This window comes from Nonomuraea roseoviolacea subsp. carminata (assembly GCF_024172185.1).
In the GTDB taxonomy this organism is placed as follows: Bacteria; Actinomycetota; Actinomycetes; order Streptosporangiales; family Streptosporangiaceae; genus Nonomuraea; species Nonomuraea roseoviolacea.
This window is the reverse complement of record NZ_JAMZEC010000001.1, coordinates 8,648,553-8,671,693: the sequence shown is the minus strand read 5'-3', so window position 1 is coordinate 8,671,693 and position 23,141 is coordinate 8,648,553. Positions and strand designations below refer to the sequence as shown.

At 74.6% G+C, this 23,141-nt stretch carries 21 protein-coding genes; 10 read left to right on the top strand and 11 right to left on the bottom strand.

Annotation, left to right across the window (positions count from 1 at the left end; genetic code table 11):
• Nucleotides 1–59 precede the first annotated feature (59 nt).
• From HD595_RS46425 to HD595_RS40270, 3 genes are all read right to left on the bottom strand, one after another.
• A complete protein-coding gene (locus HD595_RS46425) occupies nucleotides 60–2,642 on the bottom strand; it encodes a helix-turn-helix transcriptional regulator (protein ID WP_301309726.1) in 2,583 nt (860 codons plus the stop codon).
• Nucleotides 2,643–2,966: 324 nt separating this feature from the next.
• A complete protein-coding gene (locus HD595_RS40275) occupies nucleotides 2,967–3,299 on the bottom strand; it encodes a putative quinol monooxygenase (RefSeq protein ID WP_253778736.1) in 333 nt (110 codons plus the stop codon).
• A gap of 20 nt (nucleotides 3,300–3,319) precedes the next feature.
• The gene (locus tag HD595_RS40270) at nucleotides 3,320–4,381 is read right to left on the bottom strand and encodes an aldo/keto reductase (RefSeq protein WP_253778735.1); all 1,062 of its coding nucleotides are present in this window, start codon (nucleotides 4,379–4,381) and stop codon (nucleotides 3,320–3,322) included.
• Nucleotides 4,382–4,550: 169 nt separating this feature from the next.
• Between HD595_RS40270 and HD595_RS40265 the strand changes: the two genes are divergently transcribed.
• On the top strand, nucleotides 4,551–5,408 hold the full coding sequence (locus tag HD595_RS40265) for a helix-turn-helix transcriptional regulator (RefSeq protein ID WP_253778733.1): 858 nt from the start codon (nucleotides 4,551–4,553) through the stop codon (nucleotides 5,406–5,408).
• A 136-nt stretch (nucleotides 5,409–5,544) separates the two neighbouring features.
• Here HD595_RS40265 and HD595_RS40260 read toward each other — a convergent pair whose 3' ends face one another.
• Entirely contained in the window at nucleotides 5,545–8,685 is a 3,141-nt protein-coding gene (locus tag HD595_RS40260) for an AfsR/SARP family transcriptional regulator (RefSeq protein WP_253778731.1), read from the bottom strand.
• A gap of 73 nt (nucleotides 8,686–8,758) precedes the next feature.
• Nucleotides 8,759–8,884 carry a hypothetical protein gene (locus HD595_RS46420; protein ID WP_301309725.1) on the bottom strand — a complete coding sequence of 42 codons (126 nt, stop codon included), beginning with the start codon at nucleotides 8,882–8,884 and terminating at the stop codon, nucleotides 8,759–8,761.
• Nucleotides 8,885–9,081: 197 nt separating this feature from the next.
• On the opposite strand from HD595_RS46420, the gene HD595_RS40255 reads away from it, so the two are divergent.
• Entirely contained in the window at nucleotides 9,082–9,267 is a 186-nt protein-coding gene (locus tag HD595_RS40255) for a hypothetical protein (protein WP_253778729.1), read from the top strand.
• Nucleotides 9,268–9,442: 175 nt separating this feature from the next.
• On the top strand, nucleotides 9,443–9,883 hold the full coding sequence (locus tag HD595_RS40250) for a cupin domain-containing protein (RefSeq protein ID WP_253778727.1): 441 nt from the start codon (nucleotides 9,443–9,445) through the stop codon (nucleotides 9,881–9,883).
• A 9-nt stretch (nucleotides 9,884–9,892) separates the two neighbouring features.
• Here the strand turns inward: HD595_RS40250 and HD595_RS40245 are convergent, their stop codons facing one another.
• Nucleotides 9,893–10,867: a cytochrome d ubiquinol oxidase subunit II gene (locus HD595_RS40245; RefSeq protein ID WP_253778725.1), complete on the bottom strand. Its 975-nt coding sequence runs from the start codon at nucleotides 10,865–10,867 to the stop codon at nucleotides 9,893–9,895.
• A 45-nt stretch (nucleotides 10,868–10,912) separates the two neighbouring features.
• The gene (locus tag HD595_RS40240) at nucleotides 10,913–12,181 is read right to left on the bottom strand and encodes a cytochrome ubiquinol oxidase subunit I (RefSeq protein WP_253778723.1); all 1,269 of its coding nucleotides are present in this window, start codon (nucleotides 12,179–12,181) and stop codon (nucleotides 10,913–10,915) included.
• A gap of 208 nt (nucleotides 12,182–12,389) precedes the next feature.
• Here HD595_RS40240 and HD595_RS40235 point away from each other — a divergent pair, with 208 nt between their 5' ends.
• Entirely contained in the window at nucleotides 12,390–12,875 is a 486-nt protein-coding gene (locus HD595_RS40235) for a YybH family protein (RefSeq protein WP_253778721.1), read from the top strand.
• 51 nt (nucleotides 12,876–12,926) lie between these two features.
• Here the strand turns inward: HD595_RS40235 and HD595_RS40230 are convergent, their stop codons facing one another.
• Nucleotides 12,927–13,823 (bottom strand): LysR family transcriptional regulator, encoded by an 897-nt coding sequence (locus HD595_RS40230; protein ID WP_253778718.1) that lies wholly within the window; start codon nucleotides 13,821–13,823, stop codon nucleotides 12,927–12,929.
• Between the two features lie 78 nt (nucleotides 13,824–13,901).
• Nucleotides 13,902–14,837, bottom strand: coding sequence for a LysR family transcriptional regulator (locus HD595_RS40225; protein WP_253778715.1), 936 nt, complete (start codon nucleotides 14,835–14,837; stop codon nucleotides 13,902–13,904).
• A gap of 115 nt (nucleotides 14,838–14,952) precedes the next feature.
• On the opposite strand from HD595_RS40225, the gene HD595_RS40220 reads away from it, so the two are divergent.
• The 4 genes from HD595_RS40220 (at nucleotide 14,953) to HD595_RS40205 (ending at nucleotide 18,979) form a co-directional block, all read left to right on the top strand.
• Nucleotides 14,953–15,837 (top strand): SDR family oxidoreductase, encoded by an 885-nt coding sequence (locus tag HD595_RS40220; RefSeq protein ID WP_253778713.1) that lies wholly within the window; start codon nucleotides 14,953–14,955, stop codon nucleotides 15,835–15,837.
• Nucleotides 15,838–15,917: 80 nt separating this feature from the next.
• Entirely contained in the window at nucleotides 15,918–16,949 is a 1,032-nt protein-coding gene (locus HD595_RS40215) for an alpha/beta fold hydrolase (RefSeq protein ID WP_253778711.1), read from the top strand.
• Between the two features lie 10 nt (nucleotides 16,950–16,959).
• Nucleotides 16,960–17,727, top strand: a complete 768-nt coding sequence (locus HD595_RS40210) for an alpha/beta fold hydrolase (protein WP_253778709.1) — start codon at nucleotides 16,960–16,962, stop codon at nucleotides 17,725–17,727.
• Between the two features lie 76 nt (nucleotides 17,728–17,803).
• Nucleotides 17,804–18,979, top strand: coding sequence for a MalY/PatB family protein (locus tag HD595_RS40205; RefSeq protein ID WP_253778707.1), 1,176 nt, complete (start codon nucleotides 17,804–17,806; stop codon nucleotides 18,977–18,979).
• Between the two features lie 30 nt (nucleotides 18,980–19,009).
• On the opposite strand, the gene HD595_RS40200 is transcribed toward HD595_RS40205, so the two are convergent.
• Together HD595_RS40200 and HD595_RS40195 are read right to left on the bottom strand one after the other, a co-directional pair.
• The gene (locus HD595_RS40200) at nucleotides 19,010–20,350 is read right to left on the bottom strand and encodes an FAD-binding oxidoreductase (RefSeq protein ID WP_253778704.1); all 1,341 of its coding nucleotides are present in this window, start codon (nucleotides 20,348–20,350) and stop codon (nucleotides 19,010–19,012) included.
• A gap of 130 nt (nucleotides 20,351–20,480) precedes the next feature.
• Nucleotides 20,481–21,053, bottom strand: coding sequence for a TetR/AcrR family transcriptional regulator (locus HD595_RS40195; protein WP_253778702.1), 573 nt, complete (start codon nucleotides 21,051–21,053; stop codon nucleotides 20,481–20,483).
• 76 nt (nucleotides 21,054–21,129) lie between these two features.
• Between HD595_RS40195 and HD595_RS40190 the strand changes: the two genes are divergently transcribed.
• Together HD595_RS40190 and HD595_RS40185 are read left to right on the top strand one after the other, a co-directional pair.
• Nucleotides 21,130–21,429 carry an antibiotic biosynthesis monooxygenase family protein gene (locus HD595_RS40190; protein WP_253778700.1) on the top strand — a complete coding sequence of 100 codons (300 nt, stop codon included), beginning with the start codon at nucleotides 21,130–21,132 and terminating at the stop codon, nucleotides 21,427–21,429.
• The gene (locus HD595_RS40185; RefSeq protein ID WP_253778697.1) at nucleotides 21,426–23,105 is read left to right on the top strand and encodes a CDGSH iron-sulfur domain-containing protein; all 1,680 of its coding nucleotides are present in this window, start codon (nucleotides 21,426–21,428) and stop codon (nucleotides 23,103–23,105) included. The genes HD595_RS40190 and HD595_RS40185 overlap by 4 nt, the downstream gene beginning before the upstream one ends.
• Nucleotides 23,106–23,141: the final 36 nt, after the last annotated feature.

Below are 23,141 nucleotides of genomic sequence, written 5' to 3'. Positions count from 1 at the left end.
CGCGGGTTCCCTAGATTGCCGCGCGCTCAGCCGCGCGCTCGGCCCGTGCGCCGCGGCGTCTACTGGGCGGTGTCGGTCAGGCCGAGGCGGGCGGCCTGGTCGGCGGCGGCGGCGCGGCTGGGCGCGCCCAGCTTGGCGAGGATCGCCGAGACGTGGTGGCCGGCCGTCTTGACGGAGATGAACAGCTTGGCGGCGATCTCGGCGTTGGTGTGCTGGGCGCACAGCAGGGCGAGCACCTCGCGCTCGCGGCGGGTCAGCCCGGAGGGGTGCCGGCGCGTGGCCGCGCGCGGCCCGGCCGGCAGGGAGCGGACGCCGAGCCCGCGCAGCCGCCGCCTGACGATGCGCGCCGCGGGCAGGGCGCCGAGGTCGGTGAGCAGGCTCAGGGCCTGGCGCAGCTCCGGCTCGCCGTCCGCGCCGGACAGGGCCAGCGCGGCGTCGTAGCCGCAGCCCAGCTCGCTCCAGGCGCGGGCCGCGCCGCTCAGGTCGCCGGCCAGCTCCAGCCGGTACGGCTCGGGGAACGGGCCGTGCGGGGTGCGGGGTGAGCCGGTGCGCGCCAGCCAGGCCGCGACCGCGCCGCGGTCCCAGGCGTCGCAGGTGGCGGCCACGTCGTGGGCCAGCTCCGCCTCGCGCCGGGCCTGGCCGGTCCTGCCTTCCAGCCAGTACGCCTCGGCGCGGGTCAGCCGTACCGGGAGGATCTGCTGTGGCTCGCCGGTGCGGTCGGCCAGCTCGGCCGCCTCGTCCAGGTGCGGCCACAGGCCGGGCTCGCCGCGGCGGGCCAGGACCGAGCCGATCCGGCGCATGGTGCACATGCGGTTGGACGGGGAGCGGCCCACCGTGGCCAGGATGGCGGAGCTGATGGCCAGCGATTCCTGCCAGCGGCCGGTGCGTTCCATGACGGTGGCCAGCTCGCCGCGCACGCAGGTGCCGTAGGTGGGCAGGTCGTGCTCGTCGCAGTAGGCGATGCCCTCGGCCGCGCACCGTTCCGCCTCGGCGAAGCGGCGCCGGCCGCTGTGCATGGCGACCAGGTTGGTGTACGCGCGGCCGGCCCGGTCCTGGTGCCGGCCGGTCAGGGCGACGTCGAGGGCGCGGCGCATCTGCGCCTCCCAGGCCTCGCCGCGGATCCAGGCGCAGGCGGCCCGGGTGTTGAGGGCGTCGCTGAGCACGTCGGTGGCGCCGAGCGGCTCGGCCAGCTCGTGGGCGCGCTCGGCCAGCGGCTCGGCCAGGTGGTGCTCGTAGCGCAGCATCCGGTGGTTGGCCAGTGTGGCGTAGGCCCAGGCCAGCTCGACGCCGGGCCCGAGCGGCTCCAGGACCGCCACGGCGGCCTCGGCGTCGGCGATCTCGCCGTGGCACAGGTTCCACTTGATGCGTGACAGGCGGCGCAGCGCGGTGCCCTCCCGCAGCCGGTCGCCGGCCGCGCGCCACTGCGCCAGCGCCCGTTCGCACGCCTCGGCCGCGTCCTGCCAGTGGTCGAGCAGGGCCGCCTCGTCGGCCAGCTCCTCGCACAGCTCGGCCACGGTCGCGGGGTCGGCCTGGCCGGCGAAGCGCAGGGCCCGCCGGTACTGCGCGGCCGCCTCGCGGTGGGAGGCCAGCCAGGCCGCGCGGCGGGCGGCGGCGGGCGCGTGGCGCAGGACCGCGGCGGCGTCGCCGGCGGCTTCGGCGTGGAAGGCCATCCGGGCGTCGTCGTCGCAGCCCAGCGCGGCCAGCGCCGCCAGGACCCGGCCGTGGGTGGTGCGGCCGCGGCGGGCGGGCAGCGCGCCTTCCACCGCCAGCCGGGCGATCTCGTGGCGGAAGCGCAGCCATTCGCCGTCGCCGGTGAGGAGCCCGCACGCCAGCAGCTCGTCCACGGCCGGGGCCGGGCAGTCGGTCACCGCTTCCAGCAGCCGCCACTCCACGCGGGTGCCCATCAGCGCGGCGACGTCGAGCACCTGGCGGGCCGGGCCGCTCAGGCGGGCGGCGCGCGCCAGCACCGCGTCGCGGGCCGAGCCGGGCACCTCGTGCATGCCGGCCTGGACGACCTCGGTCACGTAGAAGGGGTTGCCGCCGGTCAGCCGGTGCAGGGCGCCGGCGTCGGCGTCGCTGCCGCCGGCCAGCTCGCGTACCGCCCGGGTGGACAGCGGGGCCAGGCCGATGCGGCGGGTCGAGCGCTGTGAGGCCAGGTCGCCCAGGGTGACGCGCAGCGGGTCGGCTGCCGCGAGGCCGTCGTCGCGGTAGGTGGCCAGCAGCAGCGCGCTGCCGCGCAGCCGCCGGCCCAGGAAGCGCAGCAGGTCGAGGGTGGCCTCGTCGGCCCAGTGGATGTCCTCCACGACGACCACGTCCAGGCGCGCCGGGTCGGTGACCTCGCGCAGCAGCCCCCGGAACAGCTCCTCGCGTCCGGCGCCGGCGCGGCACAGCTCCAGCAGCGGGCCGCCGAGCTGGTCGGCCAGGTCGAACAGCGGCCCCAGCGGGCGCGGGGTGAACAGCCCGTCGCAGGCCCCCCACGACCAGCGCGCCTCGGGCAGGTCCTGCTGGAAGTGTTCGACCAGCGCCGACTTGCCGACGCCCGCCTCGCCGGCGATCAGGACCAGCCGGCCCTCACCTCGGCGGGCCTCGGCCGCGTACTCGGCCAGCGACGCCAACGACGAGTCCCGCTCCAGCAAGCGCATGCTCGTAGTATCCGCCGGTGCGGGGCGGCTGGTAAGGGATCTTTCGGGCTTGCCCCGCTCGTCGGCCGGATTCGGTCACCGGGGCGCCGGGCCGGCTTCGCGGGGGGCGGCCGGGCTCCCCCGCCCGGGTCGCCCCGCGCGTGTGCGGCGGGGTGACCCGGGCGCGGGGACGGCCTTCAGGGGGCCGCCCAGGTGGAGGGCCTCCAGAGGGCGGCCCAGGTGGAGGGCCTCCAGAGGCGGACCGGCCCTTGGGCGGGGGGACGGCTTCGCAGGGTGGGCGGCCCCTCGCATGGAGGGGCGGCCCGCAAAGGGGTAGGTAGCCCCTCAGGTGGAGGGGCGGCCCGCAAAGGGCAGGCCGGTGTCCAGGAAGGGCGCCGCGACCAGCCGGCGGACGCTGGCCGGCCGGGCCAGGACGTGCCGCATCACCTGGTCGGCGTGCCGGAAGTACGCGCCGGCCAGGTGCTCGGCCAGCGCGTCCGGGCCCGTCCACTGCCCCACCAGCAGCATGTGGGCGCCGTCGTTGGGGTCGACGTAGGGCTGGTAGGCCAGGCAGCCCGGCTCCTCCAGCGAGGGTTCGATCATGGCTTCCAGGGCCGTGCGCAGTCGGTCGTGCCGGCCGGGCGCGGCCTGGCATTCGGCGATGACCCAGACGGACATGGCGTGCTCTCCCTTCGGGGTCAGGGGCGGGCGGGGCCGTCGCCGGCGCCGGAGCCGGTGATCGCGGCGGCGATCTCGTCGAGGTCGGCGCCGGTCAGCTCCACCGAGGCGGCGCCGATCCAGCCGTCGACCTGGTCGGCCCTGCGCGCGCCCACGATGGCGCCGGTGATGCCGGGCCAGGCCAGCACCCAGGCGATGGCCACCTCGGCCACGCTCACGCCGTGGCGTGCGGCGACGGGGCGCAGCGCCTCGGCGAGGGCGAGGTTGGCGGGCAGGCCGGTGGTGAAGTCGTGGTGGGCTCGGCGCCAGTCGTCGGCGGGCAGGGCCGCGACGCGTTCGGCGGAGAAGGCGCCGGTCAGCAGCCCGGACTGCAGCGGCGAGTAGACGATGACGCCGGTGTCGTGGGCGTGGGCCCAGGCGATCTCGGCGGCCGACGAGCGGTTGATCGCCGAGAACGGCGGCTGGATCACATCGACGTGGGCGATCCGTTCGGCCGCTTCGAGCAGGTCGGGGGTGTGGTTGGACAGGCCGATCGCCCGGACCTTGCCTTCGGCCTTCAGCTCGGCCATGACCTGCCAGTACTCCTCCAGCGGCGTGGCGTTGGGCGAGGTCGCCCCGAATCCGCCGCCGGCGTACTCCAGCGACTCGCCGGTGTCGGGGTAGTGCACCTGGTACAGGTCGATGTGGTCGACGCCCAGCCGGCGCAGCGAGTCCTCGAGCTCGCGGCGGACGCTGGCCGGCTTCATGATCCGCCGGGGGGCGGCGGACGGGTTGTCGGGGTCCCAGACCAGGCCGGCCTTGGTGAACAGGTAGGGGCGCTCGGCCTGCGGCAGGGCGGCCACGGCCTTGCCGACCAGTTCCTCGGAGTGGCCCAGGCCGTACACGGCGGCGGTGTCGATCCAGTTGACTCCCGCCTCCAGCGCGTGGTGGATCGCGGAGATCGACTCGGCGTCGTCGGTGGCGCCCCAGCCGAAGCGCCAGCCCGAGCCCGACACCGCCCACGACCCGAACCCGACGCGGGTGATGGTCATGTCGGTGCGGCCGAGCCGCCGGGTGGGCAGGGGGGATGACGTGGTGGTCACGTGTGCTCCTTCGATGCGCGCCTCGGGGCGGCGTTGGCCCCGGGGCGGTGCCGGAAGCGTTCCGGCGCCGTCCACTGTGGGGCGGCCGGTCGCGGGCGGGCCAGGGCCAGGCGCTGCCTGGGCACGCCGTGACCAGGCACGTGCGGCGGGCGGGCGCGATACTGGGGGCATGGTGGTGGATCGACGTGCCGAGCTGGGCGAGTTCCTGCGTTCTCGGCGGGCCCGGCTGCGTCCGGAGGAGTTCGGCCTGTCGGCGTACGGGCAGCGGCGGCGCGTGCCGGGGCTGCGGCGCGAGGAGCTGGCGCAGCTGGCCGGGGTGAGTGTCGACCACTACATCCGGCTGGAGCAGGGGCGCAGCCTGCACTTCTCGGCCGAGGTGCTGGACGCGGTGGCGCGGGCTTTGCGGCTGGACGAGGCCGAACGCGCGCATCTGCACCGTCTGGCCCGGCCCGCCCCGGTGGGAGAGGCGGAGCCGGCCGGGCGTGCGCCGTTGCGGGCGGGGATCGCGCGGCTGGTGGCCTCGATCCATGACGTGCCGGCCTATCTGGTCGACCGCAACACCACGGTGCTGGCGTGGAACCGGCCGGCCGCGGCGCTGATCACCGACTTCGGCGCGCTGCCCGCGCGGGAGCGCAACATGGCGCGGCTGACCTTCCTGGACGAGGGCGTCCGCCGCCTGTACGCCGACTGGCCGCAGCGGGCCCGGGACATCGTCGGTTTCCTGCGGCTGGACTCCGGTCGCCGGCCGGCCGACCCGTCCACGGCGGAGCTGGTGGAGGAGCTGTCGGCGGCCAGCGCGCAGTTCCGGGCGTTGTGGGCCGAGCACGAGGTGAAGGACAAGCGGCACGGACGGTATGTGTACCGTCATCCTGTGGTGGGCGAGCTGGACCTGGCCTACGAGGCCCTGCGCCTGCCGGACGACCCCGGGCTGGCGCTGGTGATGCACACCGCCGAGGAGGGGTCGCCGTCGGACACGGCGCTGCGGCTGCTGGTGGCCTGGGCCGGGCAGGAGACGCCCGCCGGCTGACCCGTCGCGGGCCGGGCCGGAGCGGGGCGGGCCGGGGCCACGGCGCCGGCAGGACCATGACGGTCGACGTGCTGACCGCGCTGCCGCCCCCGGCGCCGGCAGTCGGTGATCGGCCAGGCGGGGGCGCGCGGGTCGTTCAGGAGGCGAGGGTGGTCTCGGCCAGCTCGCGCCAGTCGCGCCGCTGCCCGTCGCTGGTCGCCTCGGCGAACGCGGTGTCGCCGAGGTGCCGGCGTGCCTGGGCGGCGATCCTGGCGACGTCCGGCTGCGAACGGTCGGGGGTGCCGCGCACGCCGTCGCCGGCCGCGAGCAGGCGTACGGCCTGCTCGTAGTGTCCCTGGCGCAGCGCCAGATCCGCGATGCCGACCAGCGCGCCGGCGATCGCCGGTGGAAAGGCCTGGTCGACGGCCGCGCGGAACGCCTCGGCCCGGTAGGCGCGCGACTCCTCCAGGTCGTCGGTGAGGTAGCCGTACAGGGTGATGGTCTCGGTGTGCACGGTGCCGGCTCGTTGCCCGTCGCCGAGCACCGCCCGGGCCGTGGCCAGGTGTTCGAGCGCCTGCTCCGGTTCGCCGCGCCAGCGCGCCAGCGCGGCCTTGGCCAGCGCCAGCTCGGCGAGCGAGTCCGGCCAGACGATCCCGCCCGCGCTGCGCTGCGCCTCGGCCATGGCGCGGGCGCTGGCCGGCTCGTCGCCGGCCAGCCAGTACAGCTGGGCCAGCCGGGCCCGGACGCCGACGACGTCCTCGCTCGCGCCCACCTCGGTCACCGCCACGGCCGCCTGTTCGTAGTGCTCGCACGCGCGGGCGAACTCGCCGCGCATGGCCAGCCGGTCGGCCAGGAAGGTCAGCGCGTAGAAGATGCCCATCCGGTCGCCGAGCGCGCGGAACTCGGCCAGGGCGGTCTCGGCGTCGAGGTCCACGTCGGTCTCGTCGCCGCCGAGGGTGAGCCGGAAGCGGCCGCGGGTGAGCCTGGCCTGCGCGCGTACCCACGGGTCGGCGTCGGCGATGAGCGGCTCGAAGACGGGCAGGTAGTCCATCGGGCCCTGCAGTGTCCGCGCCAGCAGCTCGACGAAGCCGAGCAGCGGGTGGCGCGACTCGCTGGTGCGGGCGAGCCGGTGGGCCTGCTCGATCCACTCGCGTGCCTGGTACTGGTCGCCGCCGATCCCGGAGGTCAGGAAGATCGTCACCACGAGGTACGCCATCGCCCGCACGTCGTCGGGGACCTCGCCGGGCAGTGAGGCCGCAGCGATGCTCAGCTCGGCGCCCTCGGCGCGGTGGCCGCCGAGGTACCAGAACCAGCCGGCGGCCGCGACCAGCCGCATCGCCTCCGGGGCCTGTGCCTCGGCGATCGCCCCGCGCAGGGCGGCGGTGATGTTGTCGTGCTCGGCCTCGAGCGTGGCCAGCCAGCTCAGCTGCTCGGCCCGGCGCAGGTGCGGCTCGGCCTGCTCGGCCAGCTCGGTGAAGTAGGCCAGGTGCGCCCGGCGCGTCGTCTCGCTCTCCCCGGCCTCGGCGAGCCGGTGCGCCGCGTACTCCCTGATGGTGTTGAGCATGCGGTAGCGCGGCGCGCCCTGGCCGTCGGCGATCAGCAGCGACTTCTCGGCCAGCGCGGTGAGCACGTCGAAGACCTGCTCCCCCGCCGTCTCGTCGCCGCACACCCGTTCGGCCGCCTCCAGGCTCGCCCCGCCGGAGAAGACCGACAGCCGGCGCAGCACGCCGCGTTCGGCCTCGCTGAGCAGGTCCCAGCTCCAGTCGACGACCGCGCGCAGCGTCTTGTGGTGGGCCAGCGCCGTGCGGCTGCCGCTGGTCAGCAGGCGGAAGCGGTCGTCGAGCCGGCGGGCGAGCTGGTCGACGGACATGGTGCGCAGCCGGGCCGCGGCCAGTTCGATCGCCAGCGGGATGCCGTCGAGCGCCCGGCAGATGCGCGTCATGGCCGCCAGGGTGTCGGGGTCGGCGCCGATGTCCTTGCGCACCAGCTCCGCGCGGTCGCGCAGCAGCCGCACCGCGGCTGAGGAGCCGGCCTCGGCGGGGGCGGCTCCCGCGGCGGGCAGCGCGAGGGGCTCGACCGCCCACAGGACTTCGCCGATGATGCCGAGCGGTTCGCGGCTCGTGGCCAGGATGCGCAGGGTGCGGCACTCCCCCAGCAGCCGGTCGGCGAAGGCCGCGGCCTCCTCGATCACGTGCTCGCAGTTGTCCAGGACCAGCAGCATCGTGCGGTCGCGCAGCGCGGTGATGAGCCGCTCCATCGGCTCTCCGCCCCGGGCGCCGCCGAGCAGGGCCTGGTCGCGCAGGCCGATGGCGGTCAGGGCGGCCTGTGCCAGCTCACCGCCCGCCCGTACCGAGGCCAGCTCGACCAGCCACGCCCCGTCGGGTAGCTCGGTGAGCATGGTGCGGGCGGTCTCGGTGGCCAGCCGCGTCTTGCCGGAGCCGCCCGGCCCGGTCAGGGTGACCAGCCGGTGCCCGACGGCCAGGACGGCGACCGCGGCGATGTCGTCGTCCTTGCCGACGAAGCTCGTCAGGGCGGCGCGCAGGTTGGTCCTGCGGGTGTCGGCGCGTTCGCCCAGCTCGCCCCGCAGCAGCGCGGTGTGCAGCGCGGACAGTTCGGCCGACGGGTCGGCGCCCAGCTCGTCGGCGAGCCTTTCGCGGGTGCGCTGGTAGAGGGTCAGCGCCTCGTTGCCGCGGCCGGCCTCGGCCAGCGCCCGCATCAGCGCGGCCACGAAGCCCTCGCGCAGGGGGTGGGTGGCGACCAGCTCGGTCAGCTCGGAGATCAGCTCCGAGCCGCGGCCGAGGCGGATGTCGGCGTCCACCCGGTCGCCGAGCGCGGCGAGGTGGAGGTCGTCCAGCCGGGTGACGGCGGCGTCGAAGGCGTCGCTGCCCTGCAGGGCGATGTCGGCCATGGCCGGGCCGCGCCACAGGGCCAGCGCCGAGCGCAGCAGGTCGGCGCGCTCGGCGGGCTCGGCGGCGCGGGCCTGGCCGACGAGCTGCTCGAAGCGGTGCACGTCCACGGCGTCGGGGGCCGCGGCGAGCCGGTAGCCGCCGGAGTCGGCCTCGATCACCCCGTCGGGCAGGGCCCTCCGCAGCCTGGACACCAGTGCTTGCAGGGCGTTCGCCTCGTCGGCGGGCGGCTGTTCGCCCCAGATCCAGTCGACCAGCCGGCCGCGGGTGACGACGCGGCCTGGTTCGAGGGCGAGGGCGGCCAGCAGGGCGCGTAGCCGGGCCCCGGGAACCTCCACCAGAGCCCCATCGTGGTTCCTGACCTCGAACGGTCCGAGCAAGGCGACTTTCACGACAGCAATTGTGCCGTGGCCCGGACACCCCCGGGACCCGCCGGGCGGCGGGCGGGTGCGGGAGCGGCTCTGCTCAGCGGCCCTTCGTGCCGCGCGGCGATCTGGGCAGGACGGGGCGGGGGTGGTGGCGCGGCTGTTTGCCTGCCTGGGGTCGCTGGTTCTCGCGGGTCGCCGCCGGTGGCGTGATGCGCAGGTTCATGCGGGCTCCTTTCTGTCGGTGGTTGTTCGTCTTGCGACGAGTCCAAAATTATGACAAACATAAGTCTGTGTCAAGCATAATTTTGTGGGGTACTCCCGGCGTCGTAGCCGGATGGGGCGCTGATCCCGCGGCGGTAGTGGCAGATGACTCCGCTCGCAGGACGCCCACAGGGCCGCGGCCGCACGACGATGGCCGTCATGACAGCCCCAGCCCTCGTGCCCGGCGCCCGGCCGGGAGCCACCCTCGCCGCGTCGAGCCTGCTTAACAGCTCACGTCAGATCGGCGCCTCGCTCGGGCTGGCCGCCCTCGGCACCGCCGCGCACGAGCGCACCGGCGCCGCCCTCACCCCCGGGCCCTCACCGACGGGTACGCGCTCGGCCTGACGCTCGGCGCCGCGCTCCTGGCCGCCGCCGTCCTCATCGCCCTCGTCGTCCTGCCCCACAGCGCTTGGCCCGCACCGGCCCGGCACGGCGGCGAACGCGACGCGCTCCTGGCCCGGGACTGACCGGTCCCGGCCCCCTCCCCATGGAAGATCGCCACAGGAAAGGTCGTCCCGGCATGACGGTCACCCCGATCGATCTGTTCGCCTCGTTCATCCACCTCGACCAGGACGGCACGATCCGCACCGGCGGACAGGCGGGCGACCCCGCCGACGGCGGCTGGCGGCTGGCGACCTTCTACGCCAGGACCGACGCCGACGTCCACGCCGGCCGCTGGGAGGTCCACCCCGAGGCCGAGAAGGTGGTGTCCTGCCTCATCGGCAAGATGCGCCTGTACCTGCGGCCGCAGCGGCCGGGCCGGCGTGAGGAGGAGATCACGCTGACGGCCGGGACCGCGGCCGTCGTCCCGCGCGGCCGCTGGCACCGCATCCAGCTGGACACCCCCTGCGCCATCATGGCCCTCACCCTGCCGCGCGGCGGCCACCTGGAAGAGCGCGCCGGCCCCGGCCACGACCTCGCCGCCCGCGCGGGGGCCCGGCCGGGGCCGGCCACGTCGTGAGGGTGTCGTTCAGAAGAAGCCGCCGGCGGTGCGGACGCGCAAGGCCCACCAGCTCCATGCCTGGTAGGCGAGGATCACCGGGACCAGCACCACCCCGAACACGGTCAGGATCCGCAGCGTGGCGCCGTCGGCCGCCGCCTCGGCCACGCTCAGGCCCGCGCCGGCGCCGGTGGCCAGCACGTACGGGTACTGCCCCGCCCCCACCAGCAGCACCGGCGCGAGCGTCGCCGCGCAGGTGGCGGCGAAGGCGCGGACGCGGTGCCCGCGCGTCAGCGCCCACCGGGCGGCCGCCAGCGCCGTCGCCAGCAGCCCCGTCAGCAGCGCCGCGACGCGCGGGTTGGTCATCGAGGCGCCCGCGCCCAGCAGCGTCGCCACCAGCGCCGGCACGGCGGCGGCGCCCGCGGCGCCCACCAGGGCGGCGCCCGTCCGGCGGGCCCTGGCGGCCAGATCGGGGGCCGAGCGCAGCGCCAGGAAGGCCGCCCCGTGCGCGGCGAACAGCAGCGCGATGCCCGCCCCGCAGGCCAGCACGAACGGCGTGAGCACCTGGGCGGCCCCGAGATGGAAGCCGCCGTCGGCGCGGCGCGGCACCCCCTGCAGCAGCACTCCGACCACCAGCCCCCAGCACACGGCCGGCAGCGCGCCGCCCGCCACGATGAGCGCCTGCCACCACCGGCGGCCGCGGCGGGTACGGCGGCGCAGCTGCACCGCGGTGCCGCCCGCCACCAGCCCGGTCACGATCGCCGCCACCAGCGGGTACAGCCCGGGCAGCAGGCTGCCCTCCAGGTGCGGGAAGGCGCCGAACAGCACGCCGGCGAAGGCCACCAGCCACACCTCGTTGCCCAGGAAGAACGGCGCCATCGCGGCCAGCGTCGCGTCGCGGTCCTTCAGGAACGGGTGCAGCATCTGCACGCCGAGGTCGTAGCCGCCCAGCGCGAAGTACCCGGACAGCAGCAGCCCGAGCAGGGCCAGCCAGAACGTCTGCATGGTCGTCTCGCTCTCGGAAGGTCACAAGGTCACAAGGTCGTGAGGTCAGAAGGCCAGGACGGGCCGGTCCTCGGTGGCGGGCCCGGGCGCGCCGAGCTGGGTGGCGTCCGGGCCGCGCCGGGCCAGGCGGATGAGCAGCGTCCAGTTCGTGAGCGCCAGCGCCACGAACACGGCGATGAAGGTCGCGCACGAGACGGCCAGGGCGGTCGTGCCGACGGGCGACAGGGCGTCGGCGACCTTCAGCTCGCCGTAGACGAGCCACGGCTGGCGGCCCACCTCGCGGAAGACCCAGCCGCCCACCGAGGCGACGAACGGGAAGGGGATCATCGCGGTCATCAGCCACGCCAGGGGGCGCCGGCGCACCAGCCAGTCCTTCCACAGCAGGATGACGGCGATGAAGGTGATGGTGGAGACGGTGTTGCCGATGATCGTCATGGCGTCCATCGAGATCCGCAGCCATGCCGCGCCCGGCAGCGTGTAGTCGCCCGGCCCGTACTGCTGGACGAGCTGGGCCTGCACCTGGGCGACGCCGCTGTCGTCCATGACGGCGATCTTCATCGGCTGGGTGCGGCGCAGCAGGGGGATCTGCAGGTCGCCGACGATGATGACGAAGAAGGAGGCCACCATGGCCACCCATGTCCCCAGGCGGAGCGAGCCGCGGAACAGGCCGGTCTCGGTGGTGCCGCGGGCGAAGTGGTAGGCGCTGACGCCGGCGACGAACACCCCGCCGGTGGTCAGCGCGGCGAGGGTGACGTGGGCCAGCGCGATCAGCGCGCTGGGGTTGGTCAGCAGCGCGGCGAAGTCGGTGAGGTGGGCGGCCCCGTCGCGTACCTGGTAGCCGACCGGGTGTTGCAGGAAGCCGTTGGCGACGAGGATCCAGTAGCCGGAGGCGTAGGCGGTCAGGGCCACCAGCCAGATCAGTGTGACGTGCACGCCGCGCGGCAGCCGCCCCCACCCGAAGATCCACATGCCGAGGAAGGTGGATTCGGCGAAGAACGCGATGAGCGTCTCCAGGGCCAGCGGGGCGCCGAAGACGTTGCCGGCGAACGCGCTCAGCCCGCTCCAGCTGAGCCCGAACTGGAACTCCATGACGATGCCGGTGGCGATGCCGACGGCGTAGTTGATGAGGTAGAGCCGGCCCCAGAAGCGCGTCATGCGCTCACGGGTGGCCGCTCGGGCGGGGTCTCGGGTGTACGCGGCCGTGGTGTGCATGATCGCCACGATGGGGACGAGGCCCATGGTGAGGATCACGAACAGCCAGTGGATGCCGGTGGTGGCCGCGAACTGGAGCCGGGCCAGATCCGCAGCGCTCATGGTGCGGCCTTCCTGGTGCGGTGGTGTGGTGGGGGGCCCACTGCGACCGTAGGGGAAAGGAGCTTATGTCTTCAAAGACCGGTTCTGCCATGAGCGGATAACCCGCAGGGCATAACTCCTCGCCGACGGAGGTCATGCCCGCTCCGTTATAACGGTATAGCGATATTCATCTTAGACGGAATAACTTCAAAGCCATAACGTCGGAGACATGAGCAACCAAGGTTCCACCGCAGAGGGAAAGGCCGGGATGACGATGCCCACGCAGCGCGAGGTCGACGAAGCCGAGATCCGCCGGCTGATCGGCAGGATCGTCGAAGGGCTCGAAGGCAAGGACCTCGACACGCTGAGGCGGCTGTACGCGCCGGACATCGTGTCCTTCGACATCGAGCCGCCGCTCCAGCACGTGGGCGTCGAGGCGAAGCTCAGGAACTGGGCGCCCGTGTTCACCTTCTTCGAGCGGGTGACGTACGAGGTCCGCGACCTGACGCTCACCGTGGGCGAGGACCTGGCGTTCGGGCACGCCTTCGCCCGTCTCGGCGGCACGCTGACGAACGGGACGACCACGAGCGGCATGTGGGTCAGGGTCACGTACTGCCTCCGCAAGATCGACGGCACGTGGCTGATCGCGCACGACCAGGTCTCGGTGCCGCTCGACATCGCCAGTGGCAAGGGCGTCGTCGACCTCCAGCCCTGATCCCGCCACCACGTGACCCCCACCCACTACGGCCCCACCCACCGCCGCACCTCAGCGCTTGTCCTGCGGCTCGCCGGTGACCCAGTCCCAGTCGGCGATCATGGTGCGCATCAGCCGGGCGGCGGTCGACAGGTGACTGCCGGCGCCCCAGTACAGGGTGACCGCGCGCCGGCAGTCGGGGCTGTCGACGGGGACCCAGGCGCCCGGGACCCGCATGGAGCTCGTCCAGGCGAAGGCCGGCACCAGGCCGATGCCGAGCCCCGCGCTGATCAGCGCCGCGATGGCGCTGGGCTCGTCCACCTCGCACACGATCCTCGGGGTGTGGCCGCGCGCGGCGAACAGCCGCTCCAGCAGGCGCCGCTGCCAGTGCCCCTTGCGGGCGCTGACGAAGGGCTGGTCCACGAGCTCCTCGATGCTCACCGACGCGCGGCCCGCCAGCGGATGCTCCGGCGGCGTGCCCACGCCGACCACGTCATCGAGCAGCTCGACCGCCTCCAGGCCCTCGGCGGAGATCGGCTGGGAGGCGACGCACAGGTCGACGTCCTGGGCCCGCAGGTGACGGCCCATGTCCTCGGCCGCCATCCACCGCAGCTCGACCTCGATGGTGGGGTGCGCCCGTTTGAAGGCCGCCAGCGGCCCGGTCAGCGTGAGGAAGGTCTCCGACGCCAGCCGCACGGTGCCCACCCCCTCGCTGACGGCCTCGGCCAGGGCGCGCCGCCCGGCGTCCAGCTCGCCCAGGGAGCGTTCGACGTAGTCGCGAAAGAGCTTGCCCGCCTCGTTCAGCCGCAGCCGGCCGCTCCGGTCGAACAGCGGCGTGCCCAGCTCGCTCTCCAGGCGGGCGATGGTGCGGCTCAGCGACGGCTGGGCGACGCGAAGCTCCTCGGCGGCGCCGCTGAGGTGCTCCAGCCGCGCCACCACCAGGAACTGCCTGAGCGAGTTGAGCTCCATCACGCCTCCCGACGCATAACACCACGGCGATGCCCATCGTAGAAGACATAACGCGTGAGCCATGGCCGTGATGCTGGTCTACGGAGAGTGGGCGACCCCGCCGGACGGCACGCTCTCCCCCAGGGCCGCCCCTGGACCGGTGAGCAGCGCGCCGGCGCACGCGCGGAACGCCGGCACCAGGCGGTTGCGGTCGCCGGCCCGGGTCGCCAGCACGACGCGACTCGGCTCGACGCCCTCCAGGGGGACCGAGACGAGGTCCGGGCGGAGGTTGGCGAAGACGGGGCCGGCCGCGACGGCCACCGCCTCCCCGGCCGCGATCAGCTCGAACTTGTCCTGGATGTCGGCGATGAGGGGGCCGTCGGGGGCAGGGCGGCCGCCCGGCCGGGGATCGATGCGCCAGTACGCCTCCCAGGCCGGGTCCGGGTCGGCCAGCCGGGGCAGCGGCTCGTCGGCGATGTCCTCCAGCGTCACCGACGCCCTGCCCGCCAGGCGGTGCTCGCGCGAGAGCAGCAGCACGCGCGGCTCCTCGTACAGGATCGTCACCTCCAGCCCGTCGGTCACCAGCGGCAGCCGCGTCACCACCGCGTCCACCCGGTGGTCCAGCAGGGCGGGACGCGGCTCGCTCCAGGCCACGTGCGAGGTGCGCACCTCGGCGTCCGGGTGCAGGCGGCGCAGCTCGCGCACGGCCGGCGTGACGATGAGGCCGTAGGTGTAGCCGATCGTGATCCGGCTGGGCCGGGCGGCGGCGCGGGCCTGCGCCGCCGCCCGGGCGGCCGAGCGCAGCAGCGCCTTCGCGCGGGGCAGGAAGACCTCGCCCGCCTCGGTGAGCCGGGTGCCCTGCGGGGTGCGGTCGAGCAGGCGGACGCCCAGGCGCCGCTCCAGGCCGCGGATCTGCCGGCTCAGCGACGGCTGGGTGATGTGCAGCGCCTCGGCGGCGCGGCCGAAGTGCCGGTGCTCGGCGACGGCCGTGAAGTAGCGCACCAGCCGCAGATCGAGGTCGGGAGAGTCGGGCATTCCCCGCAGCCTACTGCGGTGATGCCCGAAGCGTATGGCCCGATGAGGAACAGGCTTTGGACGCCGCGCGGCGCCGGCTCCGACGATGGGGACACCGCTCAACAAGGAGATCATCATGCGTGTCTTCGTCACCGGCGCCACGGGGTTCGTGGGCTCCGCCGTCGTCCGCGAACTCGTCGAGGCCGGGCACCAGGTGGCCGGCCTGGCCCGCACGGAGCAGGCCGCCGCCGCGCTGAGGGCCGCGGGCGCCGAGCCCCGCCCCGGCTCGCTCGACGACCTCGCCGTCCTGCGCGACGGGGCCGCCGCCGCGGACGGCGTCATCCATCTGGCCTTCGTGCACGACTTCGCGAACTTCGAGGCGGCCAACCGGACCGACCGGCGGGCCATCGCGGCGCTCGGCGAGGCGCTGGCGGGCTCCGACCGGCCCTTCCTGGTCACCTCGGGCACCGGCCTGCTCCCGCCCGGCCGCGTCAACACCGAGGACGACGAGCCGGGGACGCATTCGCCCCGGGGGGCCGCCGAGCAGGTCGCGCTGTCGTTCGCGGAGCGCGGGGTGCGGGTCTCGGTGGTGCGGCTGCCGCTGGTGCACGGGGAGGGCGACGCGGGGTTCGTCGCGGTCGCGATCGCCATCGCCCGCGCCAAGGGTGTCTCGGCGTACGTGGGCGACGGCGGCCAGCGCTGGCCGAGCGTGCACCGGCTGGACGCCGCCCGCCTGTACCGGCTGGCCCTGGAGGAGGCTCCCGCGGGCGCCAGGCTGCACGCCGTCGCCGAGGAGGGCGTGCCCTTCCGCGACGTCGCCGGCGTCATCGGGCGCCGGCTCGGCGTGCCGGTGACCGCGATCACCGCAGCGGAGGCGGGCGAGCACTTCGGCTGGCTGGCCTCCTTCGTCTCGCTGGACGTGCCGGCCTCCTCCGTGCTGACCCGCAAGCTGCTGGACTGGCGTCCCGGCCGGCCCGGTTTCATCGCCGACCTGGACGCGGGGCACTACTTCACGAGCTGAGCCCGGGGGCGGCATCGTGGGGGGCCGGCTGGAACATTCGTCCAAGAAACCGGCGGCCACCGGCGGCGACAGTAAGCGCCATGACTCTTTCCCCGGGGCCGGACGGCCCCGTCGTCTCCCACGACACCGACCCGCGGTCGCCGCGCCGGCAGGCCGAGGTGAGCGGCGCGACACGGCGCCGGCGGCGCCTGCTGATCGCCTCGGCCGCCCTCCTGCTCGTCGCCGGGCTGCTTGTGGTGAACGCGCAGGTGGTGGCGCGGCAGAGCGCCCCGGCCGGCGCGAGCTCGACCCTGCCCCTCTCCGGCGGCGACATCTACGTGCGCCAGGACGGCCCCGCTGGCGCCCCGCCACTCGTCCTGATCCACGGGCTCGCCTCGTCGAGCCGCGCGTGGGACGCGCTCGTCCCGCTGCTGACCCCCTCCCATCGCGTCATCCGGATCGACCTGCTCGGGCACGGCCGCTCGGCCAAACCGGCCGGCGACGGCTACGGGATGCCGGAGCAGGGGCGCCGGGTCGGTGCGGTCATGGACCGGCTCGGGATCGAGCACGCCGCGGTGATCGGCCATTCCACCGGCGGCGCGGTCGCCACTGCGCTGGCCGAGCAACGCCCCGAGCTGGTGACCTCGCTCGTGCTCATCGACACCGCGCCCCGGCTGGCCGCCGCGGTCTCCAGCGGCGGCGGCGTCGGCGGGCTCCTGTACACACCTGTCGTCGGGCAACTGCTGTGGCGGCTTCGCACCGACAGCCTGATCCGCAACGCCGCGAGCAGCGCGTTCAGCCGCCCCGGCTTCGCGATCCCGCAGACGGTCGTGGACGACGCGCGCGGCATGACCTACCACGCCCTCGTCGCCACCACGCAGACCGGCGACGACTATGTGAACCAGCGCGCGCTGCCCGACCGGCTGGCGCCCCTCGGCAAGCCCCTGCTGGTGATCTTCGGGCAGGACGACCGGCGATGGCGATCCTCCTCCGCCGCCGAGTACCGCGCCGTTCCCGGCGCGAAGGTCGAGGTGCTGCCCGGCGTCGGGCACTCGCCCATCATGGAGGACCCGCCGCGGACCGCCGCCCTTGTCCTGGCCTTCACCGCGGGCCCCACCACCACGGCGCACTAGGGAGGCCGTCATGCCCCACACCAGTTCAGGCATCTACTGGGAGGAAAACGGCCAGGGCCCGCTGACCCTGGTCATGCTGCCGGGATTCGGCGCCTCGACCGATCTGATGACCGCGATCGCGCGGCACCTGAGCGGGTTCCGCGTCCTGGTCCTCGACCTGCCCGGACACGGCCGATCCGTGCGCGCGCCGGCGGACGGCAGGCTGCCCGCGCTGGCCGCGACCCTGCACGACGCGATCACCGAGGTGATCACCGACACGGGCGCCGGCGCCTACTGCCTGGTCGGCTATTCCCTCGGCGGCGCCATCGCGGTGCGCATCGCGCTCGACCACCCCGACGAGGTGCGCGCTCTGGTCGGCGTCGTCCCGTGGAACGCCGCGGGGACGAGCGCCGGGGACCAGGTGATCGCCGGCTTCGACGCCGCGTACGGCGACGTGGAGACCCTCACGCACGCGGTGGCGGCGATCTCCGTGGACCCGTCGAGGACGTCGGGCCTGACGAGCAGCATGCTGGCCGTCACCGAACAGATGTGGCACGGCTGGCTGGCCGGCGGCGCCCTGACGAGCCAGGCCGGCGAGCTGCCCGGGATGCGCGTGCCGACCTGCTACATCATCGGCGGGAAGGACGTCGTCGTCGATCAGGCCAAGCAGCTCGACGACGTGCGGCGCATCCCCGGCGGCCGTGCGGTCCTGCTGAGCGACCTCGGACACCTGTGCGGTCTCGAGCGGCCCGACGTCGTCGCGCGCGAGATCACGGCCTTCCTGAAGACGGCGACGTAGCGGCCCTTCGCGGACGGGGAGAGGGTATGGTACCGGCCATTGGAACATACCCCACCCCAGTATCAAAGGAGTATCGATGACCACTGACCCGCACGACCTCCTCACCGCCCGCACCACCGAGGAGCTGCGTCGACGCCGCAGCGTCAAGTGGCGCGAGTTCCCGCCGGACGTCCTGCCCATGCGCATCGCCGAGATGGACACCCCGCTCGCCGAGCCCGTCGCCGAAGCGCTGATCGCCGCCGTCGGCCGCGGCGACACCGGCTACGCGATGGCCGGCACGCTGCCGGAGGCGTTCGCCGGCTTCGCCGCCCGGCAGTACGGCTGGCACCCCGACGCCACCGCCGCCCGCCTGGTCCCCGACGTCATGACCGGCATCGTGGAGATCCTGCGGATCATCTCCGAGCCCGGCGACCGCGTCGTCGTCAACACCCCCGGATACCCGCCGTTCTTCTACTGGATCGAGCGGATCGGCCGCCAGGTGGTCCCGAGCCCGCTGGCCGCCGGGCCGGACGGGCACCGGCTCGACCTGGACCGGCTGGAACGCGACTTCGCCGCCGGCGCGCGGGCGTACCTGCTGTGCAACCCGCACAACCCCACCGGCCTGGTCCTCACCCGCGAGGAGCTGGAACAGGTGGCCGCGCTTGCCGACCGCCACGACGTGCGGGTCGTCACCGACGAGATCCTCGCGCCCCTCACCTACCCCGGCCACCGGCACATCCCGTTCCCGTCCCTGGACAGCCCCGCCGCGGCCCGCTCCGTCGCCCTCGTCTCGGCCTCCAAGGCATGGAACATCGCCGGGCTCAAGGCCGCCCTCGCGGTGCCCGGGGCGCAGGCCCGCGCCGACGTGGCGGCCATCCACGAGGAGGTCAGCGAGGGCGCCGGCCTGTTCGGCGTGCTGGCCTCCGAAGCCGCCTTCACCCACGGCGGCCCCTGGCTGGGGCAGCTCGTCACGGCCCTGGACGGCAACCGCCGCCTGCTGGCCGCCCGGCTCGCCGAGGATCTGCCCGGCGTCGGCCACCACCCGCCGCAGGCCGGCTACGTCGCCTGGCTCGACTGCCGCGCGCTCGGCTGGGGCGACGACCCGGCGCGGGTGTTCCTGCGTCATGGCGGGATCGGCCTGTCGTCGGGGCCGAGGTTCGGGGCGGACGGGCGCGGGTTCGTCCGGCTCAACTTCGCCACCGCGCCGGAACGGGTGAGCGAGGCCGTCCGGCGCATGGCCGCCGCCCGCGAGCAGGCCGGCGCGGGGGCGTAGCGACGGCGCGGCCGAGGGGGTGGCGCGGCTCTAGCGGGGCCGGACGTTGTGGTTGCCGGCGAACAGGTTGCCCGGGTCGTAGTGGCGCTTGACCGCGGCGAGCCGCTCGTACGTCGGCGCCGGATACACCGCGGCGACGTCCTCCTGCGTGGCCGAGGCGAGGAAGTTGGCGTAGGCGCCGTCCACGTGGGGCGCGAGCCTGGCCCACAGCGCGTCCAGCGCGGGCCGGGCCGCCTCGACGACCGGCGCCGGGCCCAGGGTGGTGGTCACCACCATCAGCTCCGCCGCGCGGTGCGCGTAGGCGGTAGCGTCGGCCGCGACCCGCGACACCGCGCCGCCGAGGCTGCGCACGGCGATGAACGGCGACCCCTGCGACGCCCCCGCCTCGGCGAGGATCCGCAGCGCCTCGGGCACCGCCTGCTCGCCGACGAAGCCGCTGCGGGTCACCAGCCGGATGCCGGGCGGCGGGGTCGCGCCCTCCACGAGCGTGTCCGCGTACGGGCGCGGCGCCACGTCGTCGTCGATCACCGTGCCGAGCCGGCGGATCGGGTCGATGGCCCGGGCCGCGAGCCCGGGATCGTCGCCGTCGAAGGCGACCTGGATCTCGACCGGCGCCTCGGGGCCGCCGGCGAAGGGGTTGGCGAAGCTCACGATGGAGGTGAGCTCCTCGGGCGCGGTGCGCAGGTGCCGCGCCCAGCCCTGGAGCACGGCGCCCGCCTGGGAGGCCGGGAAGGCGATCCGGCCGTAGAAGACGTCGGTCGTCGGGTGGGCGGCGAAGACGAAGGAGGTCACGACGCCGAGGTTGCCGCCGCCGCCGCGGATCGCCCAGAACAGCTCCGGGTTCTCCTGCGCGCTCACCGGCACGACCTCGCCGGCGGCGGTGACCACCTCCGCGGCGACCACGTTGTCCAGCGCCAGGCCGTACTTGCGCACCTTCCAGCCGATGCCGCCGCTCAGCGTCAGCCCGCCGACCCCGACGCTCCTGGTGTCGCCCGAGGAGATCGCCAGGCCGTGCGGGGCCAGGGCGTCGGCGACCTGACCCCAGGTGGCGCCGCCGCCGATCCGCACCAGGTGGCGTTCCTTGTCGGTGACCTCCACGCTCGCCAGCAGCCCCAGGTCGATCACGACGCCGCCGTCGTTGGTGCCGAACCCCGCGAAGGCGTGGCCGCCGCCGCGCACCGACAGCTCCAGCCCCGCCCCGGCGGCGAACCGGACGGCCGCCCGCACGTCCCCGGTGCTCCTGGGCCGCAGCACGAAGGCCGGGCTGCCCGACGCCAGCACCGAGCGGCTGGCCGGCTCGTACTCCGGCGCGCCCGGTTCGATGATGTCGCCGCCGAAGTCACGGCGAAGGGTGTCAAGCGCGGTGTTCATGGCGTTTCCTCGTGTTTGTCGCGTATCGCAGTGGACGAACACAAGATGCCGACGGCCCGGTCGTTGTGACAGCGCGCCCGGGTGACCTGCGCCACACGACCGCCGCGCCGCAGTGGGGTCAGCGGTGGGGTCAGCGGCCGCCGAGGGCGCGCCAGACCAGGGCCGCGGTCCGTTCCGGCCAGCGCGGCGGGGGAACGGGCTCGGCCAGCGCCCGGCCGTACCAGCTGCCCGTGCACATGGTGACGGCGATCTCCAGATCGGCGTCGGCGTCGATGAGGCCCGTCTCCTGCGCCGAGCGCAGGATGGCGAGGATGCGGCGGCGGCGCGGGGCGATCACCCGGGCGCGGTAACGGGCGAGCACCTCGGGCTCGGTGGTCTCCTGGAGCATGGTGCCGACGAGCGAGAGCCGGCCCGGCCGGGACACGCCCCGCTGGAAGTCCTCCAGCTCGGCGACCAGCGCGGCGTAGGGGTCGGCCGGTGGGCTCGCCTGCTGTTCCTCGCCCATGCTCGCCACCGCGGCGGCGGCCAGCTCTGCCTTGCCGGGCCATCTGCGGTACAGGGCCGGGCGGGTGGTGCCCGCCTCCTGCGCGACGGCGGCCAGCGACATGCGCTCGTAGCCGTACGCGGCCAGGTGCCTGCGGGCGACCGCCAGGATCCGGTCGTCGATGGTGGCGTCGCGCGTCCGCCCGGTCTTCCGTGTCATGATCCCGCCTGTTTCATTACAATGCTGTAATGTAACGAAAGTCTTCCCCGAGTTCACTCTACAAAGGAGTCCCCTCGTGGTCATCGAATACATCCGCTACACCGTGCCCGCCGAGCGGGCCGAGGAGTTCGAGCAGGCGTACAAGAGCGCCTCCGGCGTGCTCGACGACGACCCGCACTGCCTGAGCTACGAGGTCGCCCGAGGCGTCGAGGAGCCCGAGCACTACACCGTGCGCATCGAGTGGGACTCTGTCGAGGGTCACGAGCAGGGCTTTCGCCGCAGCCCCCGGTTCGCCGAGTTCTTCGCCGCCGTCAAGCCCTTCTTCGGCGCCATCCAGGAGATGAAGCACTACGACGCCAGATTCGGCAGCCGATGAACACCGCCGAGCTGCTGGCCCGCGCCCGCCTGCTCAACCGGGACCTGGCGCCCGGCGACCCCCTCGCCGACACCGTGCTGCGGCCCCTGAGCGCGGCCGTCGCCGCGACAGGGGCGCAGGCGGAAACCGAGGCCGGCGAGGACGGCGCCCCCGCCGAACGCCTGTGGGAGCTGGCCAAGGACGCCACGCGGCTGCGCGCCCGGCCCGGCGCTCACGAGGGCCTGATCGAGGCCACCGCCGCGTTGCAGCACCTGGCCTGCCTGGCCGCCGAGGACGCCGACGCCCTGCGCCGGCGGATCGAGGAGCTCGCCGCCCTCCAGGGCGAGCTGGAGGCGGGGGTCGAGGTCGCCACCGACGGGCCGTACCTGGTCACCAACGTCACCGACGTCACGAACTGGCTGGGCGAGCCCGTCCAGACGTTCCCGCAGATGGCGCTGTGCCGGTGCGGACAGTCCGCCACCAAGCCCCTGTGCGACGGCAGCCACGCCCGCGCCGGCTTCAGCGGCGCCAAGGACCCGGCCCGGGTGCCCGACCGGCTCGACACCCACGAAGGCGTGCAGGTCACCGTCACCGACAACCGCGGCAGGTGCGCCCACTCCGGGTTCTGCACCGACCGGCTGCCGAAGGTGTTCCGGGTGGACCAGGAGCCGTTCGTGGCGCCCAGCGGCGGCCGGGCCGACGAGATCGTCCGGGCCGTGCGCGCGTGCCCGTCCGGCGCGCTCGGCGCCGTGATCGACGGTCACCAGGTCCCCGACCCGCGGCGCCCGCCCGCCATCGAGGTGTCCAAGGACGGCCCCTACCGCGTCACCGGCGGCGTCCCGCTCGACGGCGACGCCTCCCGCGAGCACTACAGCCTGTGCCGGTGCGGCCATTCCCGCAACAAGCCGCTGTGCAGCGGCATGCACTACTACGTGGGCTTCGCCGACCCGCCGCTCTCGCAGGACCCGACCCTGTTCGAGTGGGCCGGCGGCCTGCCCGCGCTGCGCCGCATGACGCACATCTTCTACGAGAAGTACGTCCCGCAGGACGACCTGCTCGGCCCGCTGTTCGCCCGGATGTCACCCGACCATCCCGAACGCGTCGCCACGTGGCTCGCCGAGACGTTCGGCGGGCCGAGCCTCTACACCGAGCGCTACGGCGGCTACGACCGCATGGTCGGCGAGCACGCCGGCAAGGCCCTGACCGAGCAGTGGCGGGCCCGCTGGGCGCAGCTCATGAGCCAGGCCGCCGACGACGCCGGACTGCCCGCCGACCCGGAGTTCCGGGCCGCGTTCGCCGGCTACGTCGAATGGGGCTCCCGGATCGCGCTGGAGAACTCCCAGCCGGGCGCGACTCCCCCGCCGCACATGCCCGTGCCCCGATGGTGGTGGGTCTGCGAGGCCAGGCCCGGCTCCCGCGCCTCCGCCCTCGCGCCGCCCGAGCAGCCCGTGGACGTACGGCTGCCGGCGCCGGACGAGCCGGTCGGCTTCGCCGACCACATCAGGCCGCTGTTTCGCGAGATGGACCGCAAGTCGATGAGCTTCGCCTTCGACCTGTGGTCGCACGAGGACGTCACCCGGCACGCCGAGGCCATCCTGCAGCGGCTGCGCCAGGGCGGCATGCCGTGCGACGGCGCCTGGCCCGCCGAGCGCGTCGAGCTCTTCGCCCGGTGGATCGCCGAAGGCACCCAGCCGTGAGACCCCCGCGATGGTGACGAAGCACCTGCCCAGGGC

Excerpts from the sequence above, each read along its gene's own strand:
- HD595_RS40235 (WP_253778721.1), top strand. The coding sequence starts at position 12,390 with ATGAGCAACCAAGGTTCCACCGCAGAGGGAAAGGCCGGGATGACGATG.
- HD595_RS40210 (WP_253778709.1), top strand. The coding sequence starts at position 16,960 with ATGCCCCACACCAGTTCAGGCATCTACTGGGAGGAAAACGGCCAGGGC.
- HD595_RS40275 (WP_253778736.1), bottom strand. The coding sequence starts at position 3,299 with ATGTCCGTCTGGGTCATCGCCGAATGCCAGGCCGCGCCCGGCCGGCAC.
- HD595_RS40200 (WP_253778704.1), bottom strand. The coding sequence starts at position 20,350 with ATGAACACCGCGCTTGACACCCTTCGCCGTGACTTCGGCGGCGACATC.
- HD595_RS40230 (WP_253778718.1), bottom strand. The coding sequence starts at position 13,823 with ATGGAGCTCAACTCGCTCAGGCAGTTCCTGGTGGTGGCGCGGCTGGAG.
- HD595_RS40245 (WP_253778725.1), bottom strand. The coding sequence starts at position 10,867 with ATGCAGACGTTCTGGCTGGCCCTGCTCGGGCTGCTGCTGTCCGGGTAC.
- HD595_RS40220 (WP_253778713.1), top strand. The coding sequence starts at position 14,953 with ATGCGTGTCTTCGTCACCGGCGCCACGGGGTTCGTGGGCTCCGCCGTC.
- HD595_RS40240 (WP_253778723.1), bottom strand. The coding sequence starts at position 12,181 with ATGAGCGCTGCGGATCTGGCCCGGCTCCAGTTCGCGGCCACCACCGGC.
- HD595_RS40215 (WP_253778711.1), top strand. The coding sequence starts at position 15,918 with ATGACTCTTTCCCCGGGGCCGGACGGCCCCGTCGTCTCCCACGACACC.
- HD595_RS40265 (WP_253778733.1), top strand. The coding sequence starts at position 4,551 with ATGGTGGTGGATCGACGTGCCGAGCTGGGCGAGTTCCTGCGTTCTCGG.
- HD595_RS40195 (WP_253778702.1), bottom strand. The coding sequence starts at position 21,053 with ATGACACGGAAGACCGGGCGGACGCGCGACGCCACCATCGACGACCGG.
- HD595_RS46425 (WP_301309726.1), bottom strand. The coding sequence starts at position 2,642 with ATGCGCTTGCTGGAGCGGGACTCGTCGTTGGCGTCGCTGGCCGAGTAC.
- HD595_RS46420 (WP_301309725.1), bottom strand. The coding sequence starts at position 8,884 with ATGAACCTGCGCATCACGCCACCGGCGGCGACCCGCGAGAACCAGCGA.
- HD595_RS40250 (WP_253778727.1), top strand. The coding sequence starts at position 9,443 with ATGACGGTCACCCCGATCGATCTGTTCGCCTCGTTCATCCACCTCGAC.
- HD595_RS40225 (WP_253778715.1), bottom strand. The coding sequence starts at position 14,837 with ATGCCCGACTCTCCCGACCTCGATCTGCGGCTGGTGCGCTACTTCACG.
- HD595_RS40205 (WP_253778707.1), top strand. The coding sequence starts at position 17,804 with ATGACCACTGACCCGCACGACCTCCTCACCGCCCGCACCACCGAGGAG.
- HD595_RS40185 (WP_253778697.1), top strand. The coding sequence starts at position 21,426 with ATGAACACCGCCGAGCTGCTGGCCCGCGCCCGCCTGCTCAACCGGGAC.
- HD595_RS40255 (WP_253778729.1), top strand. The coding sequence starts at position 9,082 with ATGACAGCCCCAGCCCTCGTGCCCGGCGCCCGGCCGGGAGCCACCCTC.